The organism is Corynebacterium sp. Marseille-Q4381 (assembly GCF_036881695.1).
Taxonomy (GTDB): Bacteria; Actinomycetota; Actinomycetes; order Mycobacteriales; family Mycobacteriaceae; genus Corynebacterium.
In genome coordinates this window covers 61,689-80,139 of record NZ_JBAJNR010000010.1, presented here as the reverse complement: position 1 = coordinate 80,139, position 18,451 = coordinate 61,689, and the positions used below count along the sequence as shown (strand labels likewise).

The 18,451-nt window shown below is 66.2% G+C and carries 15 protein-coding genes; 5 read left to right on the top strand and 10 right to left on the bottom strand.

Features of this window, described 5'->3' with window-relative positions:
* Positions 1-117: 117 nt before the first annotated feature.
* Both V6D40_RS09470 and V6D40_RS09465 read right to left on the bottom strand, forming a co-directional pair.
* Positions 118-2,211: a YhgE/Pip domain-containing protein gene (locus tag V6D40_RS09470; protein WP_334290111.1), complete on the bottom strand. Its 2,094-nt coding sequence runs from the start codon at positions 2,209-2,211 to the stop codon at positions 118-120.
* Entirely contained in the window at positions 2,208-2,786 is a 579-nt protein-coding gene (locus V6D40_RS09465) for a hypothetical protein (RefSeq protein WP_334290110.1), read from the bottom strand. Before V6D40_RS09465 ends, V6D40_RS09470 begins: the two co-directional genes overlap by 4 nt.
* Before the next feature lie 85 nt (positions 2,787-2,871).
* Between V6D40_RS09465 and V6D40_RS09460 the strand changes: the two genes are divergently transcribed.
* Positions 2,872-3,441 carry a TetR/AcrR family transcriptional regulator gene (locus V6D40_RS09460; protein ID WP_334290109.1) on the top strand — a complete coding sequence of 190 codons (570 nt, stop codon included), beginning with the start codon at positions 2,872-2,874 and terminating at the stop codon, positions 3,439-3,441.
* Here V6D40_RS09460 and V6D40_RS09455 read toward each other — a convergent pair.
* Positions 3,438-4,268 (bottom strand): hypothetical protein, encoded by an 831-nt coding sequence (locus V6D40_RS09455; RefSeq protein ID WP_334290108.1) that lies wholly within the window; start codon positions 4,266-4,268, stop codon positions 3,438-3,440. The genes V6D40_RS09460 and V6D40_RS09455 overlap by 4 nt on opposite strands.
* 287 nt (positions 4,269-4,555) lie before the next feature.
* On the opposite strand from V6D40_RS09455, the gene V6D40_RS09450 reads away from it, so the two are divergent.
* From V6D40_RS09450 to V6D40_RS09435, 4 genes are all read left to right on the top strand, one after another.
* Positions 4,556-5,539, top strand: a complete 984-nt coding sequence (locus V6D40_RS09450) for a methylenetetrahydrofolate reductase (protein ID WP_334290107.1) — start codon at positions 4,556-4,558, stop codon at positions 5,537-5,539.
* A complete protein-coding gene (gene metE, locus V6D40_RS09445) occupies positions 5,526-7,781 on the top strand; it encodes a 5-methyltetrahydropteroyltriglutamate--homocysteine S-methyltransferase (protein ID WP_334290106.1) in 2,256 nt (751 codons plus the stop codon). The genes V6D40_RS09450 and metE overlap by 14 nt, the downstream gene beginning before the upstream one ends.
* Before the next feature lie 598 nt (positions 7,782-8,379).
* On the top strand, positions 8,380-8,901 hold the full coding sequence (locus tag V6D40_RS09440) for a peptidylprolyl isomerase (protein ID WP_334290105.1): 522 nt from the start codon (positions 8,380-8,382) through the stop codon (positions 8,899-8,901).
* Between the two features lie 72 nt (positions 8,902-8,973).
* Positions 8,974-9,636 carry a rhomboid family intramembrane serine protease gene (locus V6D40_RS09435; RefSeq protein ID WP_334290104.1) on the top strand — a complete coding sequence of 221 codons (663 nt, stop codon included), beginning with the start codon at positions 8,974-8,976 and terminating at the stop codon, positions 9,634-9,636.
* Between the two features lie 217 nt (positions 9,637-9,853).
* Here the strand turns inward: V6D40_RS09435 and crgA are convergent, their stop codons facing one another.
* Genes crgA through V6D40_RS09400 form a run of 7 tightly spaced genes read right to left on the bottom strand, consistent with a single transcriptional unit; the run spans position 9,854 to position 18,444 of the window.
* The gene (gene crgA, locus V6D40_RS09430) at positions 9,854-10,129 is read right to left on the bottom strand and encodes a cell division protein CrgA (RefSeq protein ID WP_334290103.1); all 276 of its coding nucleotides are present in this window, start codon (positions 10,127-10,129) and stop codon (positions 9,854-9,856) included.
* A 19-nt stretch (positions 10,130-10,148) separates the two neighbouring features.
* Entirely contained in the window at positions 10,149-12,251 is a 2,103-nt protein-coding gene (pknB, locus tag V6D40_RS09425) for a Stk1 family PASTA domain-containing Ser/Thr kinase (RefSeq protein ID WP_334290113.1), read from the bottom strand.
* 7 nt (positions 12,252-12,258) lie between these two features.
* A complete protein-coding gene (locus V6D40_RS09420) occupies positions 12,259-13,788 on the bottom strand; it encodes a serine/threonine-protein kinase (protein WP_334290102.1) in 1,530 nt (509 codons plus the stop codon).
* Positions 13,789-13,806: 18 nt separating this feature from the next.
* Positions 13,807-15,270 carry a penicillin-binding transpeptidase domain-containing protein gene (locus V6D40_RS09415; protein WP_334290101.1) on the bottom strand — a complete coding sequence of 488 codons (1,464 nt, stop codon included), beginning with the start codon at positions 15,268-15,270 and terminating at the stop codon, positions 13,807-13,809.
* Complete coding sequence (locus tag V6D40_RS09410; RefSeq protein WP_334290100.1) at positions 15,271-16,635, bottom strand: FtsW/RodA/SpoVE family cell cycle protein; 1,365 nt, start codon at positions 16,633-16,635, stop codon at positions 15,271-15,273. It lies immediately after the preceding gene.
* Positions 16,636-17,994, bottom strand: a complete 1,359-nt coding sequence (locus V6D40_RS09405) for a PP2C family protein-serine/threonine phosphatase (protein WP_334290099.1) — start codon at positions 17,992-17,994, stop codon at positions 16,636-16,638. It lies immediately after the preceding gene.
* Entirely contained in the window at positions 17,995-18,444 is a 450-nt protein-coding gene (locus V6D40_RS09400; RefSeq protein WP_334290098.1) for an FHA domain-containing protein FhaB/FipA, read from the bottom strand.
* Between the last annotated feature and the right edge of the window lie 7 nt (positions 18,445-18,451).

The window sequence follows — 18,451 nt, the reverse complement described above, 5'->3', positions numbered from 1 at the left end:
GACCGGGGGAACCCGGGGGAAAAGAAAAGCGGGCAGCTGCACCGGGGGAAGCGCAATCGGGGGATCGCGCCTGACCAGCAGCTGCCCACGAGGCCAGAGCCAGGGAGGTTGAAGAACTTACACGGAGATCTCCGGGTGGATGTCCTTCTCGCGGATCTGGCGCAGGCGGATGAGGCCGAAGCTGGCCACCAGCCACGAGCCCACCGCGAGGCAGACCAGCACAATGATCGCGCGGGCCATGCGCGGATCGGTGGGGGTCGTGCCGAAGAGCGCGATACGGGTCAGATCCACCACGTAGGTCATCGGGTCGAGGCGGTGCAGCCACTGGATGAACTCCGGCTGCACCTCCGGCGGGTACAAACCGTTGGACGCGACGAGCTGCAGCGACATCATCGCCATGGTGACGAGGCGGCCTACCGAGACGCCAAAGATCGTGTTGATGGCGAAGATTGTGGTGAGGAACGCCCACGAGGAAATCATCAGCACTAGGAACAACCAGCCTGGGTGCACCGGCTCCACGTCGAGGACGAACACCTGGACAATCCACAGGGCAACAACCTGGGCCAGACCGATGAGGTAGGCGGGGATCAGCGTGTTGAACGCGGCGCGGAAGGCCGGCGTGCCGGAGTCGATCGCGCGGCGCGACAGCGGCGGCAGCACCATGAACATGATCAGGCCGCCGAACCACAGGGACAGGGCCAGGAAGAACGGGGAGAGACCGCGGCCGAAGAAGGTCACGGAGTCGCCGACCTGGTTGACCACGACTGGGCGGGAGGCTGCTTCGACGGCGTTGTCGAGGCGGTCGCTCTCCCAACGGGGTGCCTGCTCGGCGCCGTCGGAAAGTTTCATGGAAAGCTCACCGGTGCCGTCGGAGAGTTGGACGAGGCCGTCGTTAAGCGAGCCGAGCCCCACCACCAGCTGGTTGGAGCCGGAGGCCAGCTTGGACGACGCGTCGGAAGCCGTGTTCGCCGCAATCACCAGCTGGCTGGTGCCGTCCTTGAGCTGGGTCACGCCGGCCATCAGGGTGCCGGTGCCGCCCTGGAGCTGCGCCAAACCGGCGGCGAGCTGCTGGGACGCAGCCGCGGCCTTGTCCACGCCGGAGCGGTACTTCGCCTCGGGGTTCTGCAGCTGGTTCGCGATCTCGTGTGCGCCCTGCTGCAGCTGAATCATCTGGCTGACCAGGTCGTTGCCGGTCACGGCGGAAAGCGCGCCGGAGTTGATCTGCACGCGGATGGCGCGGGCCTGGTCGGCGATGATTTCGGTGCCCGGGATGGGGGAGGCGTCCAGGTCGGCGATGACCTGCGCCAGGTTGGCGTCGATGTCGTTGAGCGCCTGCTGCGCCTCGCCTAGAGAGCCAGCCACGCCGGTGATCTTGTCCACGCCGCCGGCAACCTTCGCCGCGCCCTCGCCGAGGGTATCGGTGCCGGACTGCAGTTCACCGAGACCGGACGCGAGCTGTTGGGAGCCGTCGGCGGCGGTGTTGATTCCATCGCTGAGCTTGGTGGCGCCGTCCTGCAGGCGGCCGACGCCGTCGTCCAGCTTCGCCGCCGCGTCCGGCATCTTCTGCAGCTGGGAGTTGAACTCCTGCAGGCCGTCGTCGAGCTTGGTTGCGCCCTCGTCGAGCTGCTCGCCGCCGTCTTTGGCCTTGGAGGCGCCGTCATGAAGCTTCCCTGCTCCTTCGGCCGCTTGGTCCATGCCCTCGCCGATGGTGTTGAAGCCGACGAAGAGCTGGTCGACCACCTCCGCGCCGACGGTGCTGGAAACCGCCTCCGCCACCTGGGAGGAGGCGATGTTGCCCAGCATGGTCGGGATGAAGCCGTTCGTCTCGTTCAGCGTGACGTTGATTTTTGCCTGGCGTGGGTCGTCCGAGTTCACGCTCGTGGCCGCGTCGGTGAAGTCCGAGGGGATTTCCATGGCCAGGTAGTAGGTGCCGTCTTCGACACCCTGGCGAGCCTCATCGGCGCTGACCAGGTGGAAGTCCATCGGCGACTGTTCTAGGAGCTCATCGACCACCTGGTCGCCAGCCTCGCCGTCGTCGGAGTTGACCAAGGCGACCGGGATCTTGTCAAAGTTGCCCAGCGGGTCGAAGTAGCTCCACACGAACAGGCCGCCGAAGAGCAGCGGCAGAAGCGAGATGGCGATGAGCGCCAAAGGCGGCAGGGTGCCGTGGAAGAACTTCCGGAAGTTTGTACCAATATGCAGTCCGCTCATAGTTCCTCATTCACGGTCGTTGCGATCACGGGCACACGCCTCGCCACTTCCTGCAGGTCGAGCAGGATTTCGTGGCGCAGGCTCATCTTCTTCAGCTGGTCAATGTCGTCGACCACTAGAAGCTCGGCGTTTGGCCGGGCGACGAGGCCGAGCATAATGCGCAGGCGGAAGCGGTCCATCACGCCGATCTTGCCAACCGGCTTGTCCACATCCAGATCTTCAAGCCGCAGCGGCTCGAGCCAGGGCTGGACAAGCTTGTGACTCATGATGTCTTTCGGAGTGCGGGCCAAAAACGGCTGCGCCCAGGCCACCTGTTCGCGGATCGATTCGCGCGCGGAAACCTGGCGCTCAAGTTTGTCGATGAACTCGACCCCGGCAAGCGCGGTGCGCTTGAATCCGGGGCCGTCAACAGTGCCGGAATAGGGTTTGTACCTGCCGGCGAGCGACATGGCGATGAGTGAGCCGCCCGTCTCGCGCTTCGTCTGCAGGATGGTCAGCCCCTCCTCGGCAACGAGCGAGACCGGGGTCGCGCCTTCGCGCACCACCAGCTCGTCTGCAGTAAGTATCACGGTCATATTGACTCCAAATGGAGGGTTAGCTATCACTTAGAACAGGTGATATCATCGTCGCCCGTTCGATCGGTGTCAAAAGGAGGATCCTTTGCGTGCCGACGCCCGCCTCAAACGATCCCAGATCGTCCACGCCGCGATGGCGCAGTTTCGCACTAGGCCGGCCTCGCTGGTGACGCTTGAGAGCGTTGCCGCCGACGCCGGCGTCGGCATCGCGACGCTCTACCGCCATTTCCCCTCGCGCGCCGACCTGCAGCAGGCGTGCGCGCTCGGGTTCATGGACCTGTTCAGCGAGTTTCTGGCCGCAACCGTCGACGGCTTCGACGAAGACCCCGCCGCTAAGTGGGAGGAATTTGTCTGGACGCTGGTGGACTACGGGGTGGGCATGCTCGTGTCCGAGATGGTGAACGAGCTGCCTACCGTGGCCGAAGCCGACGACACGCGCACGCGCTTTTTCGCCGACATTGAGGTCCTGCTGGACAAGGCCGCCGGCTGCGGGCTGGTGGACCCGTCCCTGTCCGCCGTCGAGTTAGCGACCGAGCTGATCGTGGTGACCCGCCCGATGGACCCGAAGTTCACCGAGCTCTTCCCGGACGTGCGCCAGCGCCTCGTCCGCCACCTGCTCGCCGCGTGGCGGCAGGCAGCGGCAGCGAACCTCTAGTTCTTGTCCTCGGCGTCCTTGCGCAGTTCGTGGCGGCCGGAGGCGCCGATGGTGGTGTCGGCGTCGGAGACCTTGTCGCTGCGGTTGCCGGAGCCGGTGTCGTGCAGCACGTCGCTGGAGCTGGAGGAGTGGTGCGGCGTGGTGGCCTCACGCTGATCGTCGTCCAGCGCGTCGAGGGTGGTCAGCTGCTCGTCGATGGAGGACAAAAGCTCCTCGTCGCGCACGGCCGGCTCCTCGCCCAGCGGGCCGGCGGAGCCGCTGAGGTCGGCCTTCGGGCGCATCTCGTTGCCCGCGTCCTCGGTGGTGGTGGAGTACACCAGCTTGGTGCTTCCGGCCGGCTTCGCCGCCGGCGTGGTCTGAGTCTTCACGGTTTTCACCGTCTTCTTGTCGTTCTCGGCCAGCTTGTCCGAGAGCCAGTACTCCCACACTGCCCAGCCAGCGGCCGCAGCACCGGCGAGGCCCAGCACGGCGCCGATAGCCTTCCCAGCGCCGCCGGAGGAGTTCTCCTTCTTGCGGGCCTTCGCGTCCTGCTTCAGCGCCTTGCGCCGGGCCTCCCGGTCCGGAGCTGCCGCGGCGAAGGCCGCGCGCCGGCGGTCGAGGCTGTCGTGCAGGTCGCGGGTAATCTCGCCGGCCTCGAGGCGGGCAGCGTCGATCACGTCCTCGAGGTCATCCAGGTTGGCGTCCTTGTGCAGGTTGTTCAGGTTGCCCTTGCGTAGGTTGTCCAGCAGCGAATCGTAGATGTCGCTCTCGCGCTTGCGGTTCGAGTTGCGGTAGTAAGCGTATGCGCCGGTCGCGCCCTTGAGCGCCAGCTTGATCATCGGGTTCATGGGTCTCACTCCTCGTGTTGTGTGCCACGTTGACATTCGCTTCCCAACCGTACCGAAATCCGCGCGGCCGAGTCCCGGGTGCAAGACCGTACCAAGCTGTCCACCGCGCCCTTTTATATTCACGATCAAAACTGACACTACCTGCACAAACATCAAACAGACCGAGAGGTACATTGTGGGTGAAAAACCACCGCAATAAGTTTCACAAGCACCGTTGCAAAACGGTTGATGCGTAAGTGCCGAGCCCGGCCAGCCGCCCTATCAAGATCGAAAGGCAGTGCATTTCCATGCGTGGGAACTCTGCTTCGACGCGGCTGTCTGCCTCGGCACCTTTAGACAGCCACGACGAAGCGCATAACGGCGCACCGGCGCGACACCGCGGCCGCACCCGCACGGCGCTCAGCTTTGAGCTGATCCCGCCGCGCCACGATGCGGACGAGGCGAAACTCACCGAGCTGATTGACGGCCTCGCCGCCTACCACCCCGACTACGTGTCGGTGACCAGCTCGATGCGTAGCGACTGGTTGGAAGGCACTTCCGCGCTGATCCAGCGCCTCGCCAACACCACCGACCTGCGTCCGATCGCGCACCTGGCCTGCACCGCAGGCACGCGCGCCGAGTTGGAGCGTTGGATCAGGCAGCTTATCGACGCCGGCGTGCGGGGTTTCCTCGCGCTCCGGGGAGACCTCCAGCCGGGGCAATCCCGCCTGCCCGACGGGTACTTGCCGTACGCCACGGATCTTCTGAACCTGATCAACGAGATCCAGGAGGAGGAGGCCTTCCACCTCGCCGCGGGCAAACTCGCGCTGTCGGTGGCCTGCTACCCGAGCGGGCACGCGGAGAGCAAGAACTTCGATCACGACTTAGACGTCCTGCTGGCCAAGCAGCGTCTCGGGGCGGATTTCGCCATCACGCAGCTGTTTTTCGACGCCAACGACTTCCTCGAGTTCGTGGACGTGGCCCGCATGGCGGGTGTCCGCATCCCGCTCATTCCCGGCATCATGCCGATCACCAGCCTTCAAAGGGCGCGGCGGATGGGGCAGTTGTCGGGGCTGGAGGTGCCGGTGGGCGTCGAAAAGCAGCTGAGCTCCGCTCAAACCCCCGAAGAAGAGTACGAGCTGGGCATGCAACTGTCCGCCGAGCTCGCGCGCACCATTCTGGATGCGGGCACTGGGGGCTTGCACATTTACACACACAACAACCTCGCCGTGACGCGCGACCTGCTCCAGCGTATCGGCATCCACGAAAAGGACAACCATGAACTTTCCTAAGGCAACAATCGAGGGTTACCCGCGCATCGGCGCAAACCGCGAGCTGAAGCGCGCGCTCGAGTCCTACTGGGCGGGCCGCATCGACGCGGAGACGTTCCGCTCCACCACCCGCGCACTGCGCATCGACACCTACAACCACCTGCGCGACCTCGGCCTGACCGAGGATTACGCCATCCCCGCCGACGTGGCCTACTACGACCAGGTGCTCGAGACCGCGCTGACCGTCGGTCTGGTTGCGGGCGGCACCGACTTAGACGAGGAGTTCGCGCTGGCCCGGGGCAACGCCGAGCGCGTGCCGCTGGAGATGACCAAGTGGTTCGACACCAACTACCACTACCTCGTGCCCGAGATCGCTGAGGGCCAGGAGATCGCGCCTGCACCGGAGCGCATTGTGCGCCTGGTGGAGGAGGCCCGCGAAGCTGGCCACACTGTGCGCCCCTACCTCGTCGGCCCGGTGACGCTGCTTGCGCTGTCCAAGCCGGCCGAGTGGTCGCTTTTGCCGAGCCTGGTGGAGGCCTACGCCGAGGTCTTCCGCGCGCTGAAGGCAGCCGGCGTGGAGTGGGTGCAGATCGCCGAGCCGGCTGTGGTCGCAGACCTGTCCACCCCGGACGCCGAGATCGCGTCCTACCTGCGCCAGGCCTGGTCCCAGCTCTTGGGCGAGAAGGACCGCCCGAACGTGTACCTGACCACGCCGTACGGCGCCGCCCGCGAGGCCCTGCCGGTGCTCGGCGAGCTCGCCCCGGAGGCGCTCCAGGTCGACCTCTCCCCGTGGACGCTCGACGCCGACCCGGATTACGTGGAGAAGGTGCGCACCCAGGTTGCCGAGAAGGCTGCCGGGACCACACTGGTGGCAGGTCTTATCGACGGCCGCAATGTCTGGGCCGCCGACCTTCGCACAAAGGCCGAGATCCTGGCTTCGCTGGGCGAGGGCGTTTCCGTGACCACCTCGACTTCCCTGCAGCACGTGCCGCACACCCTAGGCGCCGAGAAGAACATCCCGGTGGACGTCGCGAACTGGTTCTCGTTCGCAGACGAGAAGACCGCCGAGATCCTCGCGCTGGTCGCCGGCGAGGAGCAGGCTGCCGAGGCGTTCAGCCGCTCCGACCGCGCTGTGCGCACCCGCTCCGAGTCCGAGCGCACCCACAACGAGGCTGTGCAGAACCGCGTCGCCGAGCTGCCGGAGGGCAGCGTGCAGCGTGCGCCGGAGTTCGCCGAGCGCAACCAGGTCCAGCGCGACGCGCTCGGCCTGCCGGCTCTGCCGATCACCACGATCGGCTCCTTCCCGCAGACCCCGGAGATCCGTAAGGCGCGCGCCGACCACAAGGCCGGCGAGTTGACCGACGAGCAGTACACCGAGGCGCTCAAGCAGGAGATCAAGCAGGTCATTGAGCTGCAGGAGGAGATCGGCCTCGACGTCCTCGTCCACGGCGAGGCGGAGCGCAACGACATGGTGCAGTACTTCGCGGAGCTGCTCGACGGCTTCGTGGTCACCGAGAACGGCTGGGTCCAGTCCTACGGTTCCCGCTGCACCCGCCCGCCAATCGTGGTTGGCGATGTCTCCCGCCCGGCCCCGATGACGGTGGAGTGGGCGAAGTACGCCCAGTCCCTGTCCGACAAGCCAGTCAAGGGCATGCTCACCGGCCCGGTCACCATCCTGGCCTGGAGCTTCAAGCGTGACGACGTTCCGTTGTCCGTCTCCGCCGACCAGATCGGTGTCGCGCTCGCCGACGAGGTCCGCGACCTGGAGGAGGCCGGCATCAAGGTCATCCAGATCGACGAGCCCGCGCTGCGCGAGTTGCTGCCGCTGCGTGCCGACGACCGCCAGGCCTACCTCGACTGGGCCGTGCGCGCCTTCCGCCTGGTCTCCTTGCAGGCGAACCCGGAGACCCAGATCCACACCCACCTCTGCTACTCCGAGTTCGGCCAGATCATCGACGCCGTCGCGGCGCTGGACGCGGACGTGACCTCCATCGAGGCCGCCCGCTCCAAGATGGAGCTGCTTGAGGACATCGACGAGTCCTTCCACTCCGAGATCGGCCCCGGCGTGTGGGACATCCACTCGCCGCGCGTGCCGAGCCAGGAGGAGATCGCCGGCCTGCTGCGCGCAGCGCTCAAGCACGTGCCGACCGAGCGCCTCTGGGTGAACCCGGACTGCGGCTTGAAGACCCGCGGCTACGCCGAGGTCGACCCGTCGCTGCGCAACCTGGTCGCCGCCCGCGACGAGGTCGTCGGCGGGCTGTAACAAGGCGGGAGCCAGGCTGCAGTTGAACCCCTTCGGAGCCAGCCGACTCGTGGAGAGTCGGTCGCAACGAAGGGGTTATCTCATTCCGTCCTGACCCTTTAACGGTTGTGGTAGGTGGGACGAAATTATGCCGCGCATAATCTGCTTTCGACCCCTGACCTGGGCGTGTGACGCGTGGTGCTCGTGGTGCGAAATTATGCGAGGCATAATCGCCTGGGGTTTTACATCCAGTGCTCTCATGGCCGTGGCTGGTGCGAGCGTGACGGGTGGGACGAAATTATGCCGCGCATAATCCACGTACGGCCGCTGACCTGGGCGTGTGACACGTGGTGCTCGTGGTGCAAAATTATGCGAAGCATAATCGCCTGGGGTTTTACGACCCTAGTGCTCTCATGGCCGTGGCTGGTGGGAGCGTGACGGGTGGGACGCAATTATGCCGCGCATAATGGCCCCGGTGGATCTCTTCGGGACCTGTGACGTCTGAGACGGGTGGGACGAAATTATGCCGCGCATAATCCACCCACACTCTCCGCTCACTTGCCCCGTGGTTGACCACCACCGGCAACCCGAGCGAGTGAACCCGCGTACGCTTGAACCCATGACTCAGAAGACACAGACGATGACGTTCCACACGAACCACGGCGACATTGTGGTCGACCTGTTCGGCAACCACGCGCCGAAGACGGTCGAGACCATTACCGGCCTGGCCACCGGCGAGCGCGAGTACTCCACGCAGAACGCGTCCGGCAGCAACGAGGGCCCGTTCTACAACGGTGCGATCTTCCACCGCATCATCCCGGGCTTCATGATCCAGGGTGGTGACCCGACTGGTACCGGCACCGGCGGCCCGGGCTTCCAGTTCGCCGACGAGTTCCACCCGGAGCTCTCTTTCGACCGCCCGTACCTGCTGGCTATGGCCAACGCTGGCCCGGGCACGAACGGCTCCCAGTTCTTCATCACCGTGGACGCCACCCCGTGGCTGAACAACCGCCACACCATCTTCGGTGAGGTCACCGACGAGGCATCCCGCAAGGTTGTTGACGAGATCGCAGGCGTGCAGACCGGCCGCATGGACCGCCCGGTCGAGGACGTCGTGATCGAGTCCGTTGAGGTCAACTAACCTCGCGCCGCCAAGGCACTGCCGCCCCCGCTCCAACAGCGGGGGCGTTTTTTCTGCCATGCTGAGGAGATCATGCTGAAACAACAGTTCAAGGGCGCCCCGGCAACAGCCCTCTTCACCGCGCTGTGCACCTTCGTCTTCATCGTCACCGCGATCCAAGCCCGTTCGATCACCGACGTGGTGTGGAATTCCCCGATCGCGGAGAACATGATCCTTTGGGGCCCCTACGTCGACGGCCCCGGTTACCTGCGTATTCTCACCGCCGGGTTCTTGCACCTCGACATCACGCACCTGTTTCTCAACATGATGCTGCTGGTGCTGGTGGGCTCCGAGATTGAGCGCTTCGTCGGCACCGGCCCCTACGCCGTGGCGTACCTCGCGTTCGTGGTCGCCTCCTCGGCGTCGGTGCTCGCGTTCAACTTCGCGGTGCCCACCGCGGGTGCCTCAGGCGCGCTGTACGCACTCATGGCGGTGTTAGTAGCAATTGCTTATCGACGCTCCGCCGACCTCCGCGCCCCCATCATCCTCATCCTCGTCAACGTTGCCTACACCTTCCTCGCCTCGAACGTGAGCTTTTGGGGGCATGCGGGCGGGCTTGTGTGGGGCGCGTTGCTGGCGTGGCCGTTGACGTCGACAAGCAACCGCTCCCGGTGGATCGCCGCGTGGGCGGGTCTTGCTGTAGCGATAGTCGCGGCGTGGGTTCCCACGATCCCGATGTCCACGATGGTCTTCTAATTCCACAGGAGTTGTCCACAAGTGGATAAATCACATGGACGTGATTTTTCGAACCTGATCTGATGAGCACGCCTAAACATGCAGTACACGACGTGTTCGATTGAACATGTTATCGAGTTGTGGAGTTTGTGCACAGGTTTATCCACAGGCTGTGGAAAGAAAGTTTGACATGAAAAAGCCCCCGAACCCAGTGTCCGGGGGCAGGTGGCAGGCGGTGCTAGCGCCAGCCCATGGTCATCAGCAGGCCGAGGATCATGCCCGCGAAGCCGATGCCGTAGTTCCACGGGCCGAGCTCGCGCAGGAACTCAACTTGGTCGCCGAAGATGTAGAACGCGACGATCCAGGCAAGGCCCAGAATCATCAGCCCGAACATGATGACCTTGTACCAGGTCGGGGTGCCGCCGGTGTTGATCTTGACCGGGGTGCGCGACGCACCGGACGAAGTGGTGGAGACCGGGCGGGCGGCGTCCTTAGTTACTTTCGCTTTAGGCATGAGGAAAGGGTCCTTCCAGCTAGAAGTTCAGCCGAAGATCCGGCAGCGAGATGTTCGGCTGCATCCTATCACCGGCGGCGTTGGACTGGTTGTTGAGTGGATTGAGCACGGCCGGGTCGAACTGCCACACGTTGTAGTTCACGGCCTGGTCCTTGCGCAGGGTGTCGCCCGCGGCAATTTCCTGGTGGCCGATCAGGCCCGCGTCAATGGCCGCGCCCGTGGGCACAGTGGGACCCGCCACAAGGCGACCGGTCCACCCCAGCTCGCGCAGGGCCTGGTCCGCCTCGGTCGGGGTCATGCGGGTGATCTGCGGCATGGTCATCAGCATGTTGTTGCTCACGCGCAGTTCCACGGTGGTGCCCTTGTCCACCTCGGTGTTCGCGCCGGCGACAGCCAAGACCTCGCCGTCGGGGCGCTCCGAGTCGACGCGGGTCACGGTGGCTCGCAGGTTGAGCTGGGACAACGTTGCCGTTGCCTGGTTCACGTTCAGGCCAACTAAGGACGGGACCTCGACCTTCTCGCGGCCGGAGGAGACCGTGACGATCACCTTCGAACCCTTCGACAGCTGCGAGCCGGGCGCCGGTTGCTGGGAGATGATGATCCCATCGGCGATCGTGTCGGAGGGCTCGCGGCGGATTTCCTCGTTGAGCTCGAGGCCGGCCTGTTCGAGGGCCTCGACCGCCTCCTGCGGGTTGAGGTTGGTCAGATCCGGCACGTCTGTCAGCTCGCGGCCGGAGGACACGATCACGGTTACCAACGACCCTGCGGGCAGCTCGGAGCCGACCGCCGGGTTGGTGCCGATGACGCTGCCGCGCGGGATGTCGGGGTTGGGTTCTTCCGACACAACCGTGCGTAAACCGAGCCCCTCAAGCTCACCGATGACCTCCTGCCGCGGGCGGTTAACCACCTCGGGCACGACGATCATCTGCTGCTGCGCCACAGTCTCCTCTTCCTGCGAGAAGTAGGTGTAGGCGAGCCAGCCGGTTGCGGCGAGCAGCGCCAAGCCCAAGATGCCGGCGAGCCACTTGAGCCAGGACGGCGACTTCGTCTTCTCGTTCGCGCGGCGGTGGTCGGCGTAGCGCGACGGCTGGGCCTCCGCCTCGGCGCCGCGGGCGTTGTTGTAGCGCACCGCGTCGTGGCGCGAATCGCTGCGGGCGGGTTGCACGCGCACGGACTCGCCGGCGGGCACCGGCTCGCCGCCGACCACGGTGCGGTCCGCGCTTTCATCCGGGTCCATGTCGCTCTCCGCGGCCGCAAGGTGGTTGCGCGCGGCCTCGGTGACCGACCCGCGCTCAAGGCGCTCCAGGTCAGCCCGCATTTCATCGGCGCTCTGGTAGCGGTCGGCCGGGTGCTTCGCCATCGCGGTGAGGATGACCGAGTCGATGTTCACGGCCTCGTTCGGGTTGAGTTGCGCCTCGATGCGCTCGCTCGGGGGAACCGGGTCCTCCTGCACGTGCTGGTAAGCCACGGCAAACGGCGACTCGCCCTCGAACGGCGGCTGGCCGGTCACCGCCTCGTACATCACGCAGCCCAGCGCGTAGACGTCGCTGCGGGCATCGGCGGCTTTGCCGCGCGCCTGCTCGGGGGAGAGGTACTGCGCAGTGCCGATCACCGCGGAAGTTTGGGTCATCGCAGACGTCGCGTCGTCCAACGCGCGGGCGATGCCGAAGTCCATCACCTTCACCTCGCCGGTGTTGGTGACCATGATGTTCGCTGGCTTGATGTCCCGGTGGATGATGCCTGCGTCGTGGCTGGACTGCAGCGCGCGCGTGACGGGTTGCAGGAAGCTCGCGGCCTCGGTTGGGCTGAGCGGACCGTCCGCGCGGACGATGTCGCGCAGATTGCGGCCGACTACCCGCTCCATCACGATGAACGGGATTTCCAGCCCGTCGACGTTCTGCGAGCCGGTGTCGTAGACCGCCACGATGTTGGGGTGGTTCAAGCGCGCCGAGTTCTTCGCCTCCTGGCGGAAGCGCTCGCGGAAGTTCTCGTCGCGGGCCATGTCGGCCTTCAGCATCTTCACGGCGACCTGGCGGCCGAGCGTGGTGTCTGTCGCGGCGTACACGTCGGACATGCCGCCGGTGCCGATGACCTCCCCGAGCTCGTAACGGTCAGCGATCATCATGTGGTTAAGAGTCACCTCCCGTGACTGCAGTCGTACTGGGAGAGTTTATCCCACCGTTGTCCTGGGCCGTTACCGGCGCGTCCTGCGGCGTGGCGCGGGTCTGGGTCGCGGGCGTGCTCGGCTCCGGGACGGTTGTCTCCGGCTCGGGCGCCGGGGCCTGCGTTTCGGGCTCCGGTTCGAACGTGATCGTGCCCGGCGCTTCCTGCGTCGGCGTCTCGCGCACCGTCTCCACAACGGTGGTCTCGGGCGGCGGCGCCGGTTCCTCCTCCACCGTCTCGGTCTCCGTCACCGTGGTCGGCGGCGTGGTCGGCGCCGGGGTGCGAACGCCGTCGAAGGCGCCGGAGGTCCACGCCCACGCCAATCCGCCGCCGATCAAGGCAAGCAGCAGCAGGGTGGCGATGATCGGGCCGGCTACCGAGCCCTTCGTTTCCGCTGCCGGTTTCGGCTGCGCGGGGCGCGGGGAGGCGGCGCGGGCAGGCATCGGGGCGGGTGCGGGTTGCGCTGGCCGCGGGCGCGCCGGGGCCTGCTGCTGGCGGCTGGCTTGGACAGCGCGGGTGGCAGAGGGCGGGTACTGCCCTGCGGGTCGGGTGGTGCGGTTATCGGCGACGTCGGCAAGCAGCTGCGTTGAAGCGCTCGGCGAGGGTTCCGTCGCGATCACCTGGGTTCGGCCGCCGGGCTGGGTCGGGCGCACGCCGTCGCGCACCTGGCGGATCGCCAGCTGTATCTCGTTGCCGTCGCGGAAGCGCTGGTCGGGGTTCTTGCGCAGTCCGATCTCGATCAGCTCGCGCGCCGGCGCGGAGACGGAAATCGGCAGCGGCGGCGGCTCGTTGTTCACGTGCGCGAGCGCCACGGACACCGAGGAGTCGCCGGTGAAAGGCCGGTTGCCGGAGAGCATCTCGTAGCCGACGACGGACAGCGAGTACACGTCTGAGGCAGTGGTCACGCTCAGGCCCTGAGCCTGCTCCGGCGAGACGTACTGGGCGGTGCCGACCACCATGCCTGTGCGCGTCAGCGGCACGGCAGCGGCGGCCTTGGCGATACCGAAGTCGGTGATCTTGATCTGCCCGTTCTGAGTCAGCATGAGGTTGCCGGGCTTGATGTCGCGGTGCACCAGGCCCATGCGGTGGATGACGGCGAGACCGTGGGCGGCTTGCTCCAGCACGTCGAGCGCCAGGTCCTCCTCCAGCTGGCCCTCGCGCGCGATCATGTCGGCCAGGCTCTCGCCGCGGATGTACTCCATGGCGATGAAGCACATGGTGAACCCGGCGGGCGTCTGCACCTCGCGGTAGTCGTAGGTGGCCACCACGTTTGGGGAGTTAATGCCCTCGGCGGCAAGCGCCTCGTTGCGGAAGCGCGCGAGGAACTCCTCGTTGCCGGAGTACTCCGGGCGCAGAATCTTCAGCGCGACTTCGCGCTCGTTGACCGCATCGTCTGCGAGCCAGACGGTGGACATACCGCCGTGGCCGATCACCCACTGCAACTGGTAATCGGGTCCGATCAGTTGCTGCAAGTCGTCTCGGTTCTCAGTGTTCATAGGGTTCACCTCGCCTGCCTAGTTTGCCTGCTCGCCGGTCGGTTCTTCGCTCGGTGCGGGCGCGGGCGCGGCCCGCAGGATTGCACGGCCGAGCGGGGAGGACACCTGGCCGCCGGTGGCACCGGCGCCCAGGTTGCCGCCGTTTTTCACCACAACCGCCACGGCCACGTCCTTCGCCGGGTCAAAGGCCACGTACCAAACGTGCGGCGCGGCGCCCTCGGCGTGCTCGGCGGTGCCGGTCTTGGACGCGAACCCGTTGCCGTCGTAACCGTAGGTCCAGCGCTCGGAACCGAACATCAGTTGCGCGATCGTGCCGGCTTCCTCCGGCGAGATCGCCTCGTTGAGCACGCGCGGTTCGGTCGCGGAGGCCTCGGTCAAGTCCGGACGCAGCACGCGCCGCACCAGGTACGGGTTCATGCGTACGCCGCCGTTGGCGACCACGCCTGTCATGACGGCGGCTTGCAGCGCCGTCATGGTGACGTCGCGCTGGCCGATCGCGGACTGGGCGACCTCCGGCGCGCTCGGCAGGTCGCCGAGCGAGCCGGCGGCGGTGGGAAGTCCAAGGTCGTAGCGCTCGCCGACGCCGAAGGCGGTGGCCGCCTCGCGCATCGCGTCCGCGCCGACGTCCAGACCCATCTGCACGAACGCGGTGTTGCAGGACAGCGCGAACGCGGTGGCGAGGGTGACCTGCCCACCGCCACCGCACACTTGGCCGCCGTAGTTGGTCAGCGGGATCTCGGTACCCGGGAGGATAGTCACGGCCTCGCCGGTGAGCATAGAGTCCGGCGTGTAGCCGGCGCGCAGCCCGGCGGCGGTTGTGATGATCTTGAAGATCGACCCCGGCGGCAGCTGGTCCTGCGTGGCGTGGTTTAGAAGCGGCCTGCCCGGGTTGTCGTTCACCTCGGCCCACGCGCCCTCGGCGCTGGCTGGGTTGGAGATCAAGTTCGGGTCGTAGGACGGGGTGGACGCCAGCGCCAGGATTTCGCCGGATGACGGCCGCAGCGCCGCAATCGCCCCCTCGTACCCAGGCCCGGAGAGCAAGTCGTACGCCAGCGCCTGCAGGCCCGGATCGATGGTGAGCTCGACGCCGTTGCCCACCTGGTCGTCTTCCAACCCGGTGCGCAAGAACCGGGAGGAGCCGCCGGCGGTGTCGCCGGTTAGCGCTGCGTTGTAGCCGGATTCCAGTTGAGCGGTGCCGTACTGGTCGGAGACGTAGCCCAGAACCGGCGCGAAGGAAAACGGCATGTTGGGGTAGAAGCGCTGGTAGAAACCGTCCTCGGTGCGCTGAGATTCGGCGAGCACTTGCCCGCCGGCGTAGATCTGGCCGCGGTTGATCTGGCGCAGCTCGACGGTGTTGCGGGAGTTGCGCGCGTCTTGGGCGTACTCGTCTTCGCGGAAGCCCTGCACCACGGTGAAGTTGGCCAGCAGCGCGATGATCATGATCAGGGCGAAGGTTGCGCCCACGCGGATGGACTTGTTCATTTACGCACCCACCCCCGCAGGCTGGGCGCTCACGCGGCGCGCACTGCCCGGTGCCTTGCGCATCACGCCCTCGTCGTACTCAGCCGGGCGGTTCGCTGAGTTGGACACGCGCAGCAGCAGTCCCAGCAGGATGTAGTTAGCCATGACGGAGGAACCGCCGGCCGACATGAACGGGGTGGTCAGGCCCGTCATGGGCAGCATGGCGGACACGCCGCCGGCGACCACGAAGATTTGGATCGCGATGGTGGTGGCCAGACCTGCAGCGAGCAGCTTGCCGTAGGTGTCGCGCACCTGGAGCGACGCTCGGAACCCGCAGGTGACCAGGATCGCGAACAGGCTGAGCACAGCAGCCACACCGACGAGCCCCAGCTCCTCGCCGAGGGCGGCGAGGATGTAGTCGGATTCCGCCACCGGGATCAGATCGGGGTGGCCGTAGCCTAAGCCCGTGCCGGTCAGCCCGCCCCAGCTCAGGCCGAACAGCGCCTGGGAGGGCTGGTAGCCGAAGCTCTCGAAGTTTGCCAGCGGGTCGAGGAAGTTGGCCACGCGGTCCTGAATCTTCGAGCTCACGGTGTAGACCGCGTACCCGCCGATGGCGAGGAGACCGCCGCCGATGAGCAGCCACGAGGTGCGGCCGGTGGCGAAGTACAGCATGGCCAGCACGGTGGCGAACAGGATCAGGGCGGGGCCGAAGTCGTCGGAGACCGCCATGATCAGGATCGCAATAGCCCAGACGATCAGGATCGGAGCCAGGTCGCGCAGGCGGGGGAAAGTCAGGCCCATGAACCGCTTGCCGGCCACGGTGAACAGCGCGCGCTTCTGCGTGAGCAGTTGGGCGAAGAAAATCAGCAGCAGGATCTTGGAAAACTCGCCGGGCTGGAGAGAAAACGGGCCGATCCAGATCCAGATCCGCTCGTTCACCTCTGGCGGCTGCGGCCACACCAGCGGCAGCGCCAGCAGGATGAGCCCCAGGATGCCCAGCAGGTAGGAGTAGCGCGACAGGGATTTGTGGTCGCGCACGATAGCCAAGGTCAACACCATGAGCACCACGCCGACGAGCGACCAGATCATCTGGCGGTTGGCTAGGCTCACGCCGTCGGCGAAGCCGAGGCGGTACAGCATGACCAGCCCCATGGCGTTGAGCAGCGAGACCACCGGCAGCATCGTTTGGTCCGCGTGCGGGGCGAGCAGCCCGATCGCCACGTGCGCGATGCCGTAGACCAAGATGAAGCCGCCGACGAGGTAGAGCAGCTCAGCGGTGAGTATGCGGCCCTGGCTCAGTTCGAGGCTAAACAGCATGAGCAGCAAAAGGCCTGCCGAGCACAGCAGCAAAAACAGCTCCTTCGAGCGGCCGAAGATCCGCGACATTTACTTCACCTCCCGGCACTTGTCCTGCTTGCCGTCCACGCAGACGGGCAGCGCTTCGCCGGCGAGCCTGTTGAGCATCGCCAGCACCTCGTCGTAGGTGCCGGTTGGCAGCCGTTCGGCCGCCTGCTGCTGGCTTTCCGGCAGGTCGGAGGCGGTGAACAGGTGGCAGTCGCTCTGCGAGTCCACCGGCTGGGTGCGCAGCGTGTTCTTCGCGTCGATGCAGGCGTTCTGCACTGCTTCGCGCTTGGAGCTGCTGCCGCGCTCGATGACAAACACGCCGTCGTCGTCGGTCGTGAGCGAGTAGGTGTCAGGGGTTTTCTGCTGCACCCACATCACGCCCGCGAACACCAGAATTAGCGCGAGCAGCAGCGCGCCGATCACCCACGGCCACGCGCTGCGCTTGCGCTCGGTCTGCGGCGGGGTTAGTTGTAGGGGACCCTCCGCATCGTCAGCGCTGCCGTCACCCTCGGAAGGCTGCAGCTTCGCGCGGTTGTGGTCCGGCTCGATCGTCTCGGATTTGCGCAGCAGCGCCGCGGCCCGGCTGGCAGAAGAGTCGGGGTGCGTCGGTTCGATGTTCGGCGCTAGGGCACCGGCTTTCACAGGGGCAGGGTTGCTTGCCGACGCCCCGCTGCCTCCTCCCTTCACCTCTGCGACAACAACCGTGATGTTGTCCGGGCCGCCGGAGCGCAGCGCGAGTTCGATGAGGCGGTCCGCCGCGTCCTGGGTGGTGCCCTGGCCGAGTGCCACCGCGATCGTCTCCGCGGTCACCGGGTCGGATAACCCGTCGGAGCACAACAGGAAGCGGTCGCCCTCGCGCGCCTCGACCATTTCAAGGTGCGGCTCTACGGGGCGGCCGGTGTACGCCTTCAGAATCAGGGATTTCTGCGGATGCGAGGACACGTCCTCGGCGTTTAGCTTGCCTTCGTCCACCAGCGACTGCACGAAGGTGTCGTCGACGGTGATTTGGGTCAGCGCTCCGTCGCGAAGCAGATAGCCCCTTGAATCGCCGACGTGGATCAGGCCGAACTCGGCGCCGTTGAACATCAGCGCCGTGAGCGTGGTGCCCATGCCTTCCTGCTCCGGGTGATCGCGCACCGACCGCGCGATCGCCGCGTTGGCATCGTCGGCAGCGGCGCCGAGCAGAGCGAGCAGGTCCGCGTCTTTCGGATCCTTGTCCAGGTGCTCGAGGTGCTCGATCATCAGCTGGGAGGCGACCTCGCCAGCGGCGTGACCGCCCATGCCGTCAGCCAGCGCGATCAAGTGCGGGCCGGCGTACGCGGAATCCTCGTTGTTGCCGCGCACCAGGCCGCGGTCCGACGACGCGACGAAATCCAGGTGCAAGTTCTTAGTGGTATCCATTTAGGGCACAAGCCTCACAATCGTGCGTCCCATTTTGATGTCGGTGCCAACGGACACCCGTTCCGGTTGGTCGATGCGCATGCCCTGCACAAACGTGCCGTTGCGCGAATCGAGGTCCTCGATGAACCACTCGCTGCCGCGGCGGAAGAGCCGGGCGTGGCGCGAGGACGCAAAATCGTCCCCAAGCTGGAAGTCGTTGTCGGGGCCGCGCCCGATAGTGAGGTCTTCCACGCTGGCGATCTCCATGTGCGAGCCGACGAGTGGGCCCTCCACCACCGTGAGGTGGCGCGGTTTCTCCCGCTTCACCGGCGCCTGCGCGGCCGTCTGCTTGCGCACTTGGCCGGCGGCCCGCGAAACGTCGCGGCGCTGCACCCAGAGCACGAGCAAAATGAACAGCCACAGCAGGGCGAGCAGCCCGAAGCGGGCGCTCAAGATCACCGTGGAATCCATGTGCTTG